Below are 14781 nucleotides of genomic sequence, written 5' to 3'. Positions count from 1 at the left end.
CCGGGACCCGGCCCGGCCCGTCGAGTCCTCTTCCGGGCGGCGGCTACCGCTGCGGGGCGTCGTCGGCGCCGGCCGAGCGGGCGGCCTTGCGCGCCTGGTGGGCCTCCCACCGCTCGCGGTCGCGGGCGCGGGAGCCCGCGGTGCGCTCCCAGCGGTCCTTGCGCCGGCGCGCGCGGAGCATCTCCCGCTCCTCGAAGGAGGAGTGCGTGTCCCAGTCCCGGGCCATGAACAGCACCAGCAGCAGTACGGCGCCGAAGATGACCAGTCCCGACGCGACGATGACGTCCGGGATGGCGAGGAACGCGACGACCGAGACCGCCGCCCAGATCAGGCCCGCCAGCACCAGTCGCGCGTTCACGCCTCCAGTATCCCCGCGCCCGGCGCGCGGGGGCCGTCCCCGGCGTCCCGGGCGCGGAGTCCCTGGTCACGGCCCCGCGCGCCGCGGGCGACACGCCGGTCCCGGCACGGTGGACACCCCGTGGCGGACCTTGCGCCCCATCCGCCCCGCGCCTACCGTCCGGGTTGCGGTTCAACATCCAGCCGTGCTCCGCCAATGCCGGACTCCGCGCCGTGGTGTGGCTCTCGAGCCGCTGTCCTCCGCACGGGCCCGCCCTCGACCGAGAGGCGCACCGTGACCACCATCTCCTCAGACCCCCCGACGACCTCGGGCTCCGCCGACGACCTGCTGACCGTCGAGACCGCCTCCCTCGACGGGGTCACCCGGCTCGTGTGCACCGGTGAGATCGACTGCGCCAGCGCGCCGCTGCTCCGCCGGGAGCTCGACGGCGCGTTCGCCGCGGACCCGCGGGTGGTCACCGTGGACCTGGAGGCCGTGACCTTCCTCGACTCGGCCGGGCTGTCCGCGCTGGCGGTCGCGCACCGCACCGCCGAGGCGCAGGGCGCCCGGCTGCGGGTGCTGGTCGGCACGCGGGCGGTGGTCCGGGCGCTGCAGGTCACCGGCCTGTGGGACCTCCTGGGCGTCGAGCAGGTCGAGCGCGGCGCGGGAGCCGGCGCCGCGTAACACCCGCCTCCCGACCTGGCTGCGCGCGGCACCGCGCCGGGGAGCACACTCGGCGGCGGTGCGGGGCCTGCCCGCCGGCCGAGTCGAGGAGGAGGACGCCGTGCGTGACGCGGTCATCTGTGAGCCGCTGCGGACCCCCGTCGGGGGCTTCGGGGGGTCGCTGCGGGACGTGCCCGTGCAGGACCTCGCCTCCACCGTCGTCAGGGCGCTCATGGAGCGCACCGGCCTGCCGCCGGAGTCGGTCGACGACGTCGTCCTCGGCCACTGCTACCCGACCATGGAGGCGCCGGCGATCGGCCGCGTCGCCGCCCTCGACGCCGGCCTGCCGGTGACCGCGAGCGGCATCCAGGTCGACCGCCGCTGCGGCTCGGGCCTCCAGGCGGTGCTGTACGCCGCGATGCAGGTGCAGACCGGCGCCGCCGACGTCGTGCTGGCCGGCGGTGCCGAGTCGATGAGCAACGCGCCGTTCTACTCGACCGCCATGCGCTGGGGCGTCAAGGCCGGCCCCGGCGTCCTGCTGCAGGACGGCCTGGCCCGCGGCCGCGTCACCGCCGGCGGCGTGAACCACCCGGTGCCCGGCGGCATGCTGGAGACCGCGGAGAACCTGCGCCGGGAGTACTCGATCGGCCGCGAGGAGCAGGACGAGTACTCCGTCCGCAGCCACCAGCGCGCCGCCGCCGCCACCGCGGAGGGCCGGTTCGCCGACGAGATCGTCCCGGTGACGGTCAAGGGCCGGAAGGGCGACACCGTCGTCGACCGCGACGAGCACATCCGCCCCGACTCGAACGTCGAGACCCTCGCCAGGCTCCGCCCGATCATGGGCAAGGACGACCCCGAGGCCACCGTCACCGCCGGCAACGCCAGCGGCCAGAACGACGGCGCCGCGGTCTGCGTCGTCACCTCGCCGGAGAAGGCCGCCGAGCACGGCCTGCGCCCGCTGGCCCGCGTCGTGTCCTGGGCGGTGGCCGGCGTCCCGCCGCGGACCATGGGCATCGGCCCGGTCCCGGCGACGGCGAAGGCGCTGGACCTCGCCGGCCTCAAGCTCTCCGACATCGACCTCATCGAGCTCAACGAGGCCTTCGCCAGCCAGGTGCTGGCGGTGACCCGCGAGTGGGGCTTCACCGAGTCCGACTTCGACCGGATGAACGTCAACGGCTCGGGCATCTCGCTGGGCCACCCGGTCGGTGCCACCGGCGGGCGGATCCTCGCGACGCTGACCCGCGAGATGGACCGCCGCGGCGCCCGCTACGGCCTGGAGACGATGTGCATCGGCGGCGGGCAGGGGCTGGCCGCCGTCCTGGAGCGCGTGTAACACACCCCGCCCGGCGTGTCCGGGGGCTGCCCGGCATGATCGGCCGGCAGCCCCCGACCCCGAGGAGAACCTCCCCATGAGCGAGTCCCCCGCCCGCGTCGCGATCGTCACGGGCGCCGCCCGCGGCATCGGTGCGGCCACCGCGCTCCGCCTGGCCGCCGACGGCTTCGCCGTCGCGGTGCTCGACCTCGACGAGTCCTCCACCGCGGGCACCGTCCAGGCGATCGAGGCCGCCGGCGGGCGCGCGCTGGGGGTGGGGGCCGACGTCGGCGACCCCGAGCAGGTGCAGGCCGCCGTCGACCGGATCGCCGCGGAGCTCGGCCCGCCGGTCGTGCTGGTCAACAACGCCGGCGTCACCCGCGACAACCTGCTGTTCAAGATGACCGACGCCGACTGGGACCTGGTCATGCACGTCCACCTGCGCGGCTCGTTCCTCATGACCCGCGCCTGCCAGAAGCACATGGTCGAGGCGAAGTGGGGCCGGGTGGTCAACCTGTCCTCGACCTCGGCGCTGGGCAACCGCGGCCAGGCCAACTACGCCACCGCCAAGGCCGGGCTGCAGGGCTTCACCAAGACCCTCGCCCTCGAGCTGGGCAAGTTCGGCGTCACCGCCAACGCCATCGCCCCGGGCTTCATCCAGACCGAGATGACCAGGGCGACCGCCGAGCGGATCGGCCGGAACTGGGAGGAGTACGTGGCCGAGCGCGCCGCGGCGATCCCGGTGGCCCGCGCCGGTGTGCCCGAGGACATCGCGCACACCGTCTCGTTCTTCGTCAGCGAGGGCGCGGGCTTCGTCTCCGGCCAGGTCGTCTACGTCGCCGGCGGCCCCCGCACCTGAGGCCGATCGGGGTGGCAGAAATGGCCATTTCTGTCACCCCGCTCACGACGACGGGTCGCGGTCGGGGTAGCGGGCGCGGGCCAGGGCGTAGACGCCGAACGCCGCGAACCCGGCCGCGACGACGGTGAGCAGCCACGGGCCCGCGCCGGTGCGGCCGATCGTGGTCATCGCGCCGTCCAGGCCGGTGGCGGTGGAGACGTCGGCGGTCGTCGCCGCGCGCCACAGCAGCACCCCGACGACGCCGAACGCCACGCCCTTCGCCACGTACCCGACCCGCCCGACGGCCTCGATCACCGGCTCCCACCGGTCGGGCGCGGCGGGCAGGTCGACGTCCTTCATGAAGCCGCCGGTGGCCCCGCGCCACAGCGAGTACAGCCCCACGGCGACGACGCCGGTGGCCGCGACCGCCACCGCCACCGCGCCGCCGGGCACCTCGAGGGTCTCGCCGGTCAGCTCGCGCAGCCGCTCGTCGGCCTCGTACTCGGCGCCGACGGCGAACAGCAGCGCGGTGACCCCGAGGACGGCGTACACGAAGGCCTTCGCCAGGCACTTGGCGCAGACGACGGCGGTGCGGGTGCGGTGCACGCGGTCGAGCAGCCCGCGCCACCACAGCAGCACCTCCCCGCCCTGCCAGAGCGCCAGCGCCAGCAGACCCAGGCCGATCGCCCACAGCAGCACCGACCCGCCGGGGGTGCCGGCGACCGTCTCCAGCGCCCCGGTCTGGTCGGCGTCGGTGCCGGCCGCGCCGCGGGAGACCCGCCAGGTCAGCCAGCCGATGAGCAGGTGCACCACCCCGTAGGCGACCAGCCCGACGCGGGCGGCGGCCGCCAGCACCGGGTGGTCGGTGACCTCCCGGGCGGCCGCGACCGCCCGGTGCACACGGGAGAACGGCCCCGTCACGTCCGCTCGGGGTAGCGGGCCCGGACGAAGCAGAAGACCCCGAACGCGGCGATGCCCACGGCCACGAGGGTCAGCAGCGCCTTCCCGAACGGGGCCTCGAGGATGGTGCGCAGCGCGCCGTCGAGGCCCGAGACCTTCGCCGGGTCGAACGTGACCGCCGCGTAGACCAGCAGCGCGCCGACCACCCCGAACGCCACGCCCTTGGCCGGGTAACCGACCTGGCCGAGGCGGGTGACCGTGCGGCGCGCCGACGGCGGCGCGGAGGCGAGGTCGATCTCGTCGACGAAGCTCTTCTTCACGCCCTTGAGCACCTGGTGGATCCCGATGCCGATGACCACCAGGCCGGCCACGCCGACCAGCCAGCGGCCGCCGGGCCAGCCGAACATCCCGGCCGCGGTCTGCTGCTGCTGGGCCGCGCTCGACTGGCCGGCGCCGGTGGCGAACCGGAACGCGGTCACCGCCAGCACGACGTAGACGACCGCCTTGGCCACCGCCTTGACGGACTTGGTGACCGCCTTCTTGCGCAGCTCGCCCGACGCCGACCAGCCGTACCGCCAGCGCAGCACCTCGGCGGCCTGCCACAGCGCGAGGGCCACCAGCCCGATGCCCAGCACCCACAGCAGCGGCTTGCCGACCGGCGTCTCGGCGAGGGTGCCCAGCGCGCCGGACTGGTCGGCCGGCTGGTCGCCGCCGCCCCAGGCCAGCTGCAGCGCCAGCCACGCCACGAGCAGGTGGACGACGCCGTAGGCGACGAGCCCCACGCGGGCCAGGTTCTCGAGGGCGTCGCTCCTGCCCGGCCTGCCCGTCGCCGTCCCCGTTCCGGTCATGGCCGCCCTCCTCGGTCCGCTCCTGTGCGGCGTCAGCGTGGCACGGGGACGGCCGCCGCGCCGGTCAGCCGACCGGGTGCCGGGCCCGGGCCAGCAGGTAGACGGCGAAGGAGGCCAGCCCGGTGGCGACGACGACGAGCAGCCACCGGCCGTAGGGCTCCCCGGCGACGGCGCGCAGCGCGCCGTCCAGACCGGTGGCGCGCGCCGGGTCGAAGGTCGCCGCGGCCCAGCCGACGATGCCGCCGACGAGGACCAGCGCCACGCCCTTGAGCACGAAGCCGACCTGGGCGAAGCGGTGGGTGAGCCGGCACAGGGCCGGGGCGACGGTGCGGAGGTCGATCTCGCCGAGGAAGTCCGACCGCAGGCCCTTGCGCACGTGGTAGAGCCCGATGCCGACGACGACCGCCGCGACGCCCACCACCAGCTCCTGCCCGGCCGGCCACGACAGCACGCCCCGCACGGCCTCGCGGTCCTCGGCCGGCGCGTGCACCAGGCCCAGGGCCTGCCGGACGGCGGCCACCGCCAGGTAGCCGTAGAACGCCGCCGTCCCCACGGTCTTGACCACCTGTACCAGCGCCGCGCGGCGCTCGCGGCCCGGCGGCGGCAGCCGGTGGTGGTGGCGCAGCACCTCGACCGCCTGCCACAGGCACAGGCCGGCCAGCGCGCCGGCCAGCACCCACAGCAGCACGTTGCCCAGCGGGGTGGCGGCGAGCAGGGCGAGCGCGCCCGCGGAGTCGGTGGACTCGGCGGGGGCGACCAGCCCGGGCGTGCCCCAGCCGAGCTGCACCGCCAGCCAGGCGACCAGCAGGTGGATGAGGGCGTAGCCGACCAGCCCGGCGCGGGCGACGTGCTCGAGCAGGCGGCTGCGGGCAGCGCGCTGGGGCGCCCGGACCCCGCCCTCGGTCACGCCGCCCCCGTCGTCCTCGCCCGTGCGCCTGCTCGCGCGGGGACCCGAGCGTCGCACGCACCGGGCCGCCGCGGCGGGTCCGGCGGCCGATGCGGGACACTGGGCGTCGTGGTCAACGCGACGACGGCACGCACGAAGACGGCACGCACGAGGACGGGCACCGCTCCTCTCCGCACCGAACGGGACGTCGCCCGCCGCGCCTGGCCGCTGCGCGCCGCCCTCGGCGTCGTGCTCGTCGTCCTCGCGGTGCTCGCTGTCGTGACCGGTGACCTCGGCGCCCGGCTGCTGCTCGGCGGGCTGGGCGTCCTCGCCGCCGCCCGCGGCGCGGGGCTGCTGCGCGCGGGGTCGGTCCCGGCCGGTGCGGCCGCCGTCGCCGGTGGGGTGGCCGCGGTCGCGGTGGCCGTCGTCTCCGCCGCCGCGACCGGCTGGGTGCTGCTCGCCGGCGTCCCGCTGGTGCTGCTGGCCGGCTCGGCCGTCGCGTTCGCCCGCGGGGGCGCCGCCCGCCGCGGCGGCGCGGCGCTGCTCGTGTGGACGGTGCTGGTCGGCGCGCTGCTCGCCGGCACCCTCGCCGTCCAGGGCGCCGACCGCGCCGCCGACGTCGCCACGGTGGTCGCCGCCCTGGCTGCCGGCCTCGCGGCGGTGCCGCTGCTGGTCGCCGCGGCCGGCCTGCGCGCGGTCGCCCACGCCCCGGCGCCGGCCCGCCCGGCCGGGTGCGGAGGCTGCGCCTGCTCGGCCGGCGGCTGCGGCGTCCCGCAGGCCGGCTGACGCGGCCGCTCCGGTCGCGAGTCGCCCGATCTCGTTCCGTCCCGGCGGTGCCGTGGGTAGGAGAGCGGGCGTGAGTGGACACGTCTTCGTCGTCGGCGCCGACCTCACCCGCCTGTCCTGCGACGACGTCCTCGTGCCCACCGGCCGCACGCTGCGCATCGCCGCCAGCTGGCGGGCGCTGCTGCCCGACGACCTGGTCAGCGACCAGGACGCCGACGGCGTGTGCGTCGACCTGGCGTGGCACGGCGACGAGCGGGTGCTCGAGGTCCCCGGCACCGGGCCGCGGCGGGCCTGGCTGCTCGACACCGTCGACGACTGCGGCCGCGGGCTGGGCTGGCTGCTCGACGGCGCCCGCGAGGCGCTGGCCGCCGTCGCCCGCCGCGAGGTGTCCGAGCCGGTGCACGGCCGGGCCCGGCGGCTGGTCGGGCTGCCGGCGCTGGGCACCGGCTGGGGCGGGGCGGCCGGGCGGCGCGGGGACCTGCTGCAGCAGCTGCTGCCGGTGCTGCGCGAGGCCGCCGACGAGCACGGCTTCGACGTCGCGCTCGTGCTGCGCGGGCCCAGCGACCTCGCCGCCGCCCAGCGGGTGCGCCGCGGCGACGACGCCGGCTGGGACCTGCCCGAGCCGCTGAGGGCGCTGGCCGAGCAGCTGGGGGAGCGCGCCCGCCGCGGCCAGCTGGCGCTGTTCATCGGCGCCGGGGTCAGCGCCGCCGCCGGCCTGCCGACGTGGGAGGAGCTCCTCGGGGAGCTGGCCGCCCGCTCGGGCCTCGACGACGACCTGCGCGAGGGGCTGTCCCGGCTGCCCCCGCAGGACGCCGCGGCGCTGCTCGCCCGGGAGCTCGGCCGCGACGAGCTCGAGCGCTTCGTGCAGGAGCGCTTCGGTCCCGGGCCGTACGCGCTGGCGCACGCGCTGATCGCCGACCTCCCCGTGCAGGAGTTCGTGACCACCAACTACGACCCGCTGGTCGAGCTCGCCGCCGCCGACATGGGCCGGGAGCTGTCGGTGCTGCCCTACGACGAGCCCCGGCCCGGCCGCCCGTGGCTGCTCAAGCTGCACGGCGACGCCGCGCACCCGGCCGGCGTCGTGCTGACCCGCGAGGAGTACCTGCAGCTCGGCGACTCCCGCGCCGCGCTCTCCGGCGTCCTGCACTCGCTGCTGCTCACCCGGCACGTGCTGTTCGTGGGCACCTCGATGCTCGACGACGACCTGATCCGCATCGCCCACCAGGTGCGCAGCGCGGTGCAGGTGCCCGGGCGGGAGCCGCGCCGCCGCTCCGGCACGGTGCTCGCGCTGCGCGAGGACGCCGCCCGCAGCCGGCTGTGGGAGCAGGACGTGGAGACGGTGGCGATGGGCGGGGCGGACGCCTCGCCGGCCGAGGCCGCGCGCCGGCTGGAGGTGCTGCTGGACCTGCTCGGCTGCCTGTCCACGCCACCCACCGGGTACCTGCTCGACCCGGCCTACCGCGGGATGCTCTCGGACGAGGAGCGGGTGCTGGCCGAGGCGCTGCAGCAGGTCGCCGAGGCGCTGCCGGAGGGGGCGTCGACGCCGTCGGCGGCGGGGGAGGTGGCCGCGTTGCTGCGCCGGCTGGGCGCCGGGCGCTCGGGCGGCCGCCGCGACGGGTCCGGCGACGACGGCCCCGTCGACGAGGCCACCGACGCCCGCGACGACCGGCTGCAGCAACAGCGCCCGGGCTGAGGTCGGCCCGCCTCGGCACGGGGTTGGCCCGGCCCCGTAGGGGGAACCGCGGGACCCATGCGCCTGGAGAACTCCCTCGCCCTGCTCGTCAAGGGCTACGCCTGGCTGCCCGACCTGCGGCGCGCCCACGGCCGGCACGCCGTCGGGACGCGGCTGGGCGGCCTGCCCGCGGCCGGCATCGAGGGCCCGGAGGCGGCGCGGTTCCTCTACGACGAGGACCACGTGCACCGCGCGCACGCCATCCCCGAGCCGGTGCAGGGCACGCTGTTCGGCAAGGGCGCGGTGCACACCCTCGACGGCGAGGCGCACCGGGTGCGCAAGGCGATGTTCGTCCGGGTGCTCATGGACCCCGCCGCGATCGAGGCGCTCACCCAGCGGGCCGCCGCCGCCTGGGACGACGCCGCCCGCGAGTGGGCCGGCCGCCCGCAGTTCGTGCTGTTCGACGAGGCGGCGCGGGTGATCGCCGGCGCCGTCACCCGGTGGGCGGGGATCACGGTCGCCGACGACGAGGTGCCCGCGCTGGCCCGCGACCTGCTGGCGATGGTCGACGGCTTCGCCACCGCCGGGCCGCGGCACTGGCGTGCGCGGCGGGCCCGCGGCCGGCGGGAGGAGTGGCTCGCCGGGATCGTGCAGCGGGTGCGGTCCGGGGAGCTGGTCGTGCCGGCGGGGTCGGTGCTGCAGGTCGTGGCCGCGCACCGGGACGCCGACGGCGGGCTGCTGGACCCGCGGGTGGCCGCCGTGGAGCTGCTCAACGTCATCCGCCCGACCACCGCCGTCGCCTGGTTCCTGGCCTTCTCCGGGCACGCGCTCGCCACCTGGCCGGACTACCGCGGCAAGCTGGCCGCCGCCGACGCCCCCCTCGCCGAGGCGTGGGCGCACGAGGTGCGGCGCTTCTACCCCTTCGCGCCGTTCATCGGCGGCCGGGCGCCGCAGCGGCTGGAGTTCGCCGGTCAGACGATCCCGAGGAACGCGATGGTGCTGCTCGACCTGTACGGGCAGAACCACGACCCGGACCTGTGGGAGGAGCCCTACGCCTTCAGCCCCGAGCGGTTCCTCGGCCGCGAGATCGGCGAGTTCGAGCTGGTGCCCCAGGGCGGCGGCGACCCGCGGACCAACCACCGCTGCCCCGGCGAGCGGATCACGGTCGCGCTGCTCGCCGCGCTGGCGCCCCGGCTCGCCCGGCTGCAGGCGGACTTCGCCCCCGGCCAGGACCTGACCATCGCGCTGCACCGCATCCCCGCCCTGCCGGCCAGCCGCGTGGTGATGCAGCCGCGCTGACCCGTTCCGCGCGCGCTCGTGCTCTGCCCCGCCCGTGTGGGCAGAGCTCGAAGAGGAGGCAGACGGGTGTCCCTCCGCGCGCTCGTGCTCTGCCCCGCATGTGGGGGCAGAGCACGAGCGTCCGCGGAGGTGGTCCCGCCGGGCCCGGCGGCCCGGTCTCAGGCCGCCGCGGCCGCCAGCCGGCCGAGGACCGCGGGGAGCGGACCGGGGGAGAGCACGGTCAGCCGCTGGGTGGCGCGGGTGAGCGCGACGTAGAGGTCGTTGAGCCCACGCACGCCCTCGTCGAGCACGCCCTGCGGGTCGGCGACCACCACCGAGTCGAACTCCAGGCCCTTGGCCTCGCCCGGCGTGAGCACCACCGGCCCCAACGAGGAGTCCGCGCCCGGCCCGGACTGCACGTCCGGCCGCAGCTCCGCGAGCGCCGCGACGACGCCGGCCACCCGGCTCGGCGGCACGAGCACCGCCGTCGTCCCCTCCCGGGCGGCGAGGTCCGCGGCGACCGCGGCGACCCGCCCGGCCAGCGCGGACTCCCCGGTGACCTCCGCGACCGGCGGCGTGCCGCCGCTGCGCACCGACCGCGGCGGCCGCAGCCCGGTGCCGGTCGCGGCCAGCACGTCGGCGGCCACCGCCATCACCTCGGCCGGGGTGCGGTAGTTGACGGTCAGCTCCTCCAGCCGGAACGCGTCACCGACGTGCGGGCGCAGGACGGCGTCCCACCGCTGCGCGCCGCCCAGGCTGCCGGTCTGCGCGACGTCGCCGACGACGGTCATCGACCGGGTCGGGCAGCGGCGCACCAGCAGCCGCCAGGCCATCGGCGAGAGCTCCTGCGCCTCGTCGACGACGACGTGCCCGAAGGTCCACGTGCGGTCGGCGGCGGCCCGCTCGGCGGTGGTGCGCAGGTCCAGCTCGCGCTGCCGGTCGGCGAGGTCCTCGGCCGACAGCAGGTCGCCGGCGCTGAGCACCTCGGCCTCCAGGTGCTCGTCCTCCAGGTCCACCGACCGGGAGCCGTGCAGCACGTCGAGGGTCTCCTGGGCCCGCTGCAGCGCGCGGCGGCGGTCCCGGTCGGCGCGGGCGCGCTGCGCGCTGTCGTCGAAGCCGAGCAGCTCCTCGGCCTCCTCGAGCAGCGGCACGTCGGCGGGGGTCCACTCGCTGCCGCGCGGGCGGTGCAGCAGCGCGCGGTCGGCGTCGGACCAGCCGGGGGTGGCCGCGGCGATCCGCGCCGGGTCGGCGAACAGGTCGGTGAGCAGCCGCTCGGGGGTGAGCACCGGCCACAGCTCGGCCAGCAGCGACCGCACGCCCGGGTCCTCGCTCACCTCGCGGCGCAGCGCGGCGACGTCCTCCCGGTCGAGCAGGCCCGCGCCGCCGTCCACGTCCCGGCCGAGCCGGTCGGCGTAGCGCTTGGTCAGCGTGTCGACGACGCGGCGGACGAACACCGGCCGGGCCAGGTTGTGCAGCGGGTCCGCGCGCCGCGCCGCGTTCCGCGCGCGGGTGACGTCGATCGGCCGCAGCCGCAGCCGGAACCCGTCGACCTCGACCTCCCGCGGCGCGGCGGGCACCACCTGCCGGTCGGCGATCGCGGCGCGCAGCACGTCGACCATCTCCAGCCGGCCCTTGACCGCCGCGGTCCCCGGCGACTCCTCGCCGCGGGCGTCCAGGCCCGGGCGCAGCTGCCCGAGCCCGGCCAGCAGCACGCCGGTCTCGCCGAGGGAGGGCAGCACGTCGGCGATGTAGCGCAGGAACGTCGGCGTCGGGCCGACGACGAGCAGGCCGCGGCGGGCCAGCCGCTCGCGGTGCGTGTAGAGCAGGTAGGCCGCCCGGTGCAGCGCGACGGCGGTCTTGCCGGTGCCCGGCCCGCCCTGGACGACGAGCACGCCGGCGGCGTCGCTGCGGATCACCCGGTCCTGCTCGGCCTGGATGGTGCGGACGATGTCGGTCATCCGGCCGGTGCGCGAGGCGTCGAGCGCGGCCAGCAGCGCGGTCTCCCCGGTCAGGCCCGAGCCCATGACGCCGTCGGTGAGCACCTCGTCGTCGAGGCGGACGACGGTGCGCCCGCGGGTGCGGATGTGCCGGCGGCGCACGATGCCCAGCGGCTGCACCGGCGTCGCGACGTAGAACGGCCGGGCCGCGGGGGCCCGCCAGTCGACCAGCGCCGGGTCCTGCGCCGGGTCGTCGCCGGGCAGGCCGATCCGGCCGACGTAGAGGGCGCCGCCGTCGTCGGCGCGGTCGATGCGGCCGACCACCAGCCCGGCCTCGGCGGCGTCGAGCGCGACCACCCGCTCGCCGTGGAAGCGGACGGTGGCGTCGCGCTCCTGCAGCGCCTGCGGGTCGACGGCCGGCCAGGTGATCGCCTGCCGCCAGCGGGTGCTGGCCAGCTCGCGCGCCGCGTCCAGACGGCGGTACAGGTCGGTGACGTACTCCTGCTCGAGGGCCAGGTCCCGCGCGGAGGCGAGATCGGGGTCGGGGACGACGTCGGACGGGCTCGCCGGCAATGCACTTCCCTCTGCTAGAATGGCCGAAGTTGTCTTCGCTGCCATTTCGAGCGCCATTCCTGGCGCGCGCGGCAATCGACCATCCTGCGCCTTTCACCCCCTCGCTGTCATCTCCCGCCCGCGTGTCGGGGCGAGGTCTGCGCCACCAGGGCGTCGAGGGCGCCCGCCAGTTCCACCGGCCGGCTGAGCGCGCACAGGTGCCCGCCGGGGACCTCGAAGATCCCCAGGCCCAGCCGCTCGCGGGCCACCCGCCGCTGCAGCGCGACCGGGAAGAAGCGGTCCTCCGCGCCGGCGAGCACCCGCGTGGGCACGTCGGGCCAGGCGACCAGCGGCCACGGCTCGCCGAACGGGGTCCCCGACTGGTCGCCGGCGTGCCCGGCCCCGGCGGCCCACACCTCCGGCGGCACGTCGTGGGAGAAGTCGGACCCGACGTCGTCGACGGGACGGCCCTGTGCGCGGGCACACGCCGCCCGGGCCTCCGCCTGACCGACGGCGTCCCACCACTCCCCGCCGGTCTCGCCGGGCCGCGGCACCATCGCGTTGAGCAGGACCAGCAGCCGCACCGGCCGGCGGGCGGCCACCAGCGGCGCGGTGAGCCCGCCCATCGACTGCCCGACCACCACGGCGTCCCCGTCCGCGGACCGGGCGTCGAGCGCGGCCGTCGCCACCTCGGCGTACCGCCGAAGCCCGGCGGTGTCGTCGTCGGCGGGCAGGTCGACGGCGACCGCCCGGTGACCCCGGCGTTCGAGCTCGGGGACCAGGCGGTGCCAGTACCAGGCGCGCCCACCGGCGCCGGGGACGAGGAGGAAGACGGCCACCTCCTCGGGACCGGCGCCGGGCGCTGGACTCATCGGCCGGCTCAGAAGAGGCCGGCGAGCTCCCGCACCGCGGTGGCGACCGGGTCGCCGGTCCACTGGTGCGCGGTGTCCCCCGCGGCGGTGTCCTCGGCGGCGGTGTCCTCGGCGGCGGTGAACGTCCCGCCGGCCGCCGGCTCGATCCCGCTGTCGTCCCGGTCGGAGGTCAGGCCGTAGCCGTACTCGACCGACACCTCCCAATAGGTCCAGCCGTCGGCCTCGGCGAAGACGTAGGTCACCGACGCGTAGGCGTAGGAGGTCGGGGCCATCGGCTCGGAGAAGTCGGCGTACCCGTCGTCGTCGACGTCGTAGGCGGCGGCGTCCACGTACCCGTCGAGGTCGGAGTCGGCGCCCCACACGTCGGGCAGGCCGTTGCCGGTGGTGTCGACGCCGACCTCCTCGACGTAGCCGTCCTCGTCGCCGTCGAAGGCGAAGGTGTCGGCCCAGCCGTCGAGGTCGGTGTCGACGGCGACCTGCTCGACGTAGCCGTCCTCGTCCCAGTCGACGGCCCAGGTGTCCTCGTACCGGTCGCCGCTGTCGTCGAAGGCGTACAGGTCGACGTAGCCGTTGGCGTCGGTGTCGTAGGCGTTGTAGGCGACCGGGCCGGCCGACGCGGTGCCGGCGCCGGCGAGCACGGCGGCGAACGCGGTCGCGGGGACGGCGGTGCGCAGCACGGTGCGGGCGGCGCGGGTGCGGGTCGGGGCGGTGCGGGTCATGGCAGTGCCTCCTCGGGGGTCGAGCCGCTGTCCGGCTCGCTGCGAGGACGCTCCCGCGCACCCCCTGTACGGGACTGGGCGCCGACTGGAGGCCCGGCTTGCACCCGCGTACCAGTGCCCTGCCAGTGCGCCCTGACGGGATGGGTGGGGAGCCGGGGGAGCGGGATGGGCGGGGAGTCAGGGGAGATCGCGTCGTCCCGCAACCCGCAGGACACCTGCCCGACATCCCGGCTGCCTACCGTCGGGGGCTCCCGGACGACAGGGGAGAACACCATGTCCACGACCACCACCGAGCGCCCCACCGAGCGGGCGTCCTGGACCTGCCCGAACTGCCACGGCGAGACCACCACGGCCAAGAAGCGCTGCCGGGACTGCGGCACCTCGCGCTACTGACCCCTCCGGGAGCGGGCTCGTCGTCGCGCCCGCTCCCTCGGCCCGCCGTTCAGTGCGCCGGCGGGGCACCCCGCAGCCGCACCACCGCCGCGCGGTAGCGGGCCTGCCCGGCCAGCCGCCAGACCAGCCGGGTGCCCCGGCCCAGCCCCGCCATCAGCCGCGCCTGCTCCGCCGGTGCGGCGTCCTCGAGGGCCAGCCCCAGCACCGTCAGCCGCTCGCGGCCCGACAGCGCCGGCCGCGCGGCGTGCACGATCGCCGTCCACTCCCGCGCCGGCAGGTGCGCCTCCAGCAGCGGCAGCAGCTCGCGCTCCTCGGCGGCGGTCTGCGCGTCCACGACCGCGGCGAGGTCCAGGCAGGCCAGCGCGAAGGCGTCGCGGGCCGGCGGGGTGCCGGCGACCGCCCACTGCCGGGCGGCGGTGGACAGGTCGCGCAGCCGGTTGTCGACGGCGGCGCAGCGGGTGGTCCACGCGGCCACCCGCGCCCGCGCGGGCCCCGCGGCGCCGGCCGGCAGCGCGCGCTCCAGGGCCGGCCACAGCAGCTCGCGCTCCACCGCGTGGTGGCCCAGCAGCACCCGCCCCACCAGGTCGGCGTGCCGGGTCAGGGCCGCGGTGCGCGCGGCGTCGCCGGGCGGCGCCCAGGTCGCCAGCTCGGCGAGGGTCCGCAGCTCCCGGCGGACCAGCCGGTGCAGGACGCGCTGGGAGTCGCCGGCCCGGGTCGCGGCGGGCACCTCCGCGGCGGGTGCGGGGGGACGCAGGGAGGTCGGGACGGCGGTCACGGGGCACCTCCGG

14 protein-coding genes are annotated in these 14781 nt (G+C 77.2%); 6 read left to right on the top strand and 8 right to left on the bottom strand.

All coding sequences use genetic code 11. The annotated features are described in order from the left end of the window. Positions 1-43 precede the first annotated feature (43 nt). Positions 44-358, bottom strand: coding sequence for a hypothetical protein (locus ACI79L_RS13550; protein WP_456937292.1), 315 nt, complete (start codon positions 356-358; stop codon positions 44-46). A 273-nt stretch (positions 359-631) separates the two neighbouring features. Here ACI79L_RS13550 and ACI79L_RS13545 point away from each other — a divergent pair, with 273 nt between their 5' ends. The 3 genes from ACI79L_RS13545 (at position 632) to fabG (ending at position 3171) form a co-directional block, all read left to right on the top strand. Next, the gene (locus ACI79L_RS13545) at positions 632-1021 is read left to right on the top strand and encodes an STAS domain-containing protein (protein WP_456937291.1); all 390 of its coding nucleotides are present in this window, start codon (positions 632-634) and stop codon (positions 1019-1021) included. Positions 1022-1121: 100 nt separating this feature from the next. After that, on the top strand, positions 1122-2333 hold the full coding sequence (locus tag ACI79L_RS13540) for an acetyl-CoA C-acetyltransferase (protein WP_456937290.1): 1212 nt from the start codon (positions 1122-1124) through the stop codon (positions 2331-2333). A gap of 76 nt (positions 2334-2409) precedes the next feature. Beyond that, entirely contained in the window at positions 2410-3171 is a 762-nt protein-coding gene (gene fabG, locus ACI79L_RS13535; RefSeq protein ID WP_456937289.1) for a 3-oxoacyl-ACP reductase FabG, read from the top strand. A gap of 42 nt (positions 3172-3213) precedes the next feature. Here fabG and ACI79L_RS13530 read toward each other — a convergent pair whose 3' ends face one another. From ACI79L_RS13530 to ACI79L_RS13520, 3 genes are all read right to left on the bottom strand, one after another. Then, positions 3214-4071, bottom strand: coding sequence for a DUF1206 domain-containing protein (locus ACI79L_RS13530; RefSeq protein WP_456937288.1), 858 nt, complete (start codon positions 4069-4071; stop codon positions 3214-3216). After that, positions 4068-4898 (bottom strand): DUF1206 domain-containing protein, encoded by an 831-nt coding sequence (locus tag ACI79L_RS13525; protein WP_456937287.1) that lies wholly within the window; start codon positions 4896-4898, stop codon positions 4068-4070. The genes ACI79L_RS13530 and ACI79L_RS13525 overlap by 4 nt, the downstream gene beginning before the upstream one ends. Before the next feature lie 64 nt (positions 4899-4962). Beyond that, the gene (locus tag ACI79L_RS13520) at positions 4963-5805 is read right to left on the bottom strand and encodes a DUF1206 domain-containing protein (RefSeq protein ID WP_456937286.1); all 843 of its coding nucleotides are present in this window, start codon (positions 5803-5805) and stop codon (positions 4963-4965) included. A gap of 108 nt (positions 5806-5913) precedes the next feature. On the opposite strand from ACI79L_RS13520, the gene ACI79L_RS13515 reads away from it, so the two are divergent. The 3 genes from ACI79L_RS13515 (at position 5914) to ACI79L_RS13505 (ending at position 9541) form a co-directional block, all read left to right on the top strand. Beyond that, on the top strand, positions 5914-6570 hold the full coding sequence (locus ACI79L_RS13515) for a hypothetical protein (RefSeq protein WP_456937285.1): 657 nt from the start codon (positions 5914-5916) through the stop codon (positions 6568-6570). A gap of 70 nt (positions 6571-6640) precedes the next feature. Further along, positions 6641-8263 carry an SIR2 family protein gene (locus ACI79L_RS13510; protein ID WP_456937284.1) on the top strand — a complete coding sequence of 541 codons (1623 nt, stop codon included), beginning with the start codon at positions 6641-6643 and terminating at the stop codon, positions 8261-8263. Positions 8264-8320: 57 nt separating this feature from the next. Next, the gene (locus ACI79L_RS13505; RefSeq protein WP_456937283.1) at positions 8321-9541 is read left to right on the top strand and encodes a cytochrome P450; all 1221 of its coding nucleotides are present in this window, start codon (positions 8321-8323) and stop codon (positions 9539-9541) included. Positions 9542-9699: 158 nt separating this feature from the next. Here ACI79L_RS13505 and ACI79L_RS13500 read toward each other — a convergent pair whose 3' ends face one another. The 4 genes from ACI79L_RS13500 to ACI79L_RS13485 all read right to left on the bottom strand — a co-directional run bounded on the left by ACI79L_RS13500 (position 9700) and on the right by ACI79L_RS13485 (position 14768). Further along, the gene (locus ACI79L_RS13500) at positions 9700-12030 is read right to left on the bottom strand and encodes a HelD family protein (protein WP_456937282.1); all 2331 of its coding nucleotides are present in this window, start codon (positions 12028-12030) and stop codon (positions 9700-9702) included. A gap of 107 nt (positions 12031-12137) precedes the next feature. Next, on the bottom strand, positions 12138-12881 hold the full coding sequence (locus ACI79L_RS13495) for an alpha/beta fold hydrolase (RefSeq protein WP_456937281.1): 744 nt from the start codon (positions 12879-12881) through the stop codon (positions 12138-12140). An 8-nt stretch (positions 12882-12889) separates the two neighbouring features. Next, a complete protein-coding gene (locus ACI79L_RS13490) occupies positions 12890-13600 on the bottom strand; it encodes a hypothetical protein (protein WP_456937280.1) in 711 nt (236 codons plus the stop codon). 442 nt (positions 13601-14042) lie between these two features. Then, positions 14043-14768: a hemerythrin domain-containing protein gene (locus ACI79L_RS13485; protein ID WP_456937279.1), complete on the bottom strand. Its 726-nt coding sequence runs from the start codon at positions 14766-14768 to the stop codon at positions 14043-14045. Positions 14769-14781 lie beyond the last annotated feature (13 nt).

The sequence above is a fragment of the Geodermatophilus sp. SYSU D00684 genome (assembly GCF_054050455.1).
The sequence above is the reverse complement of the archived record's forward strand: the minus strand, read 5'-3'. Positions and strand labels throughout refer to the sequence as shown.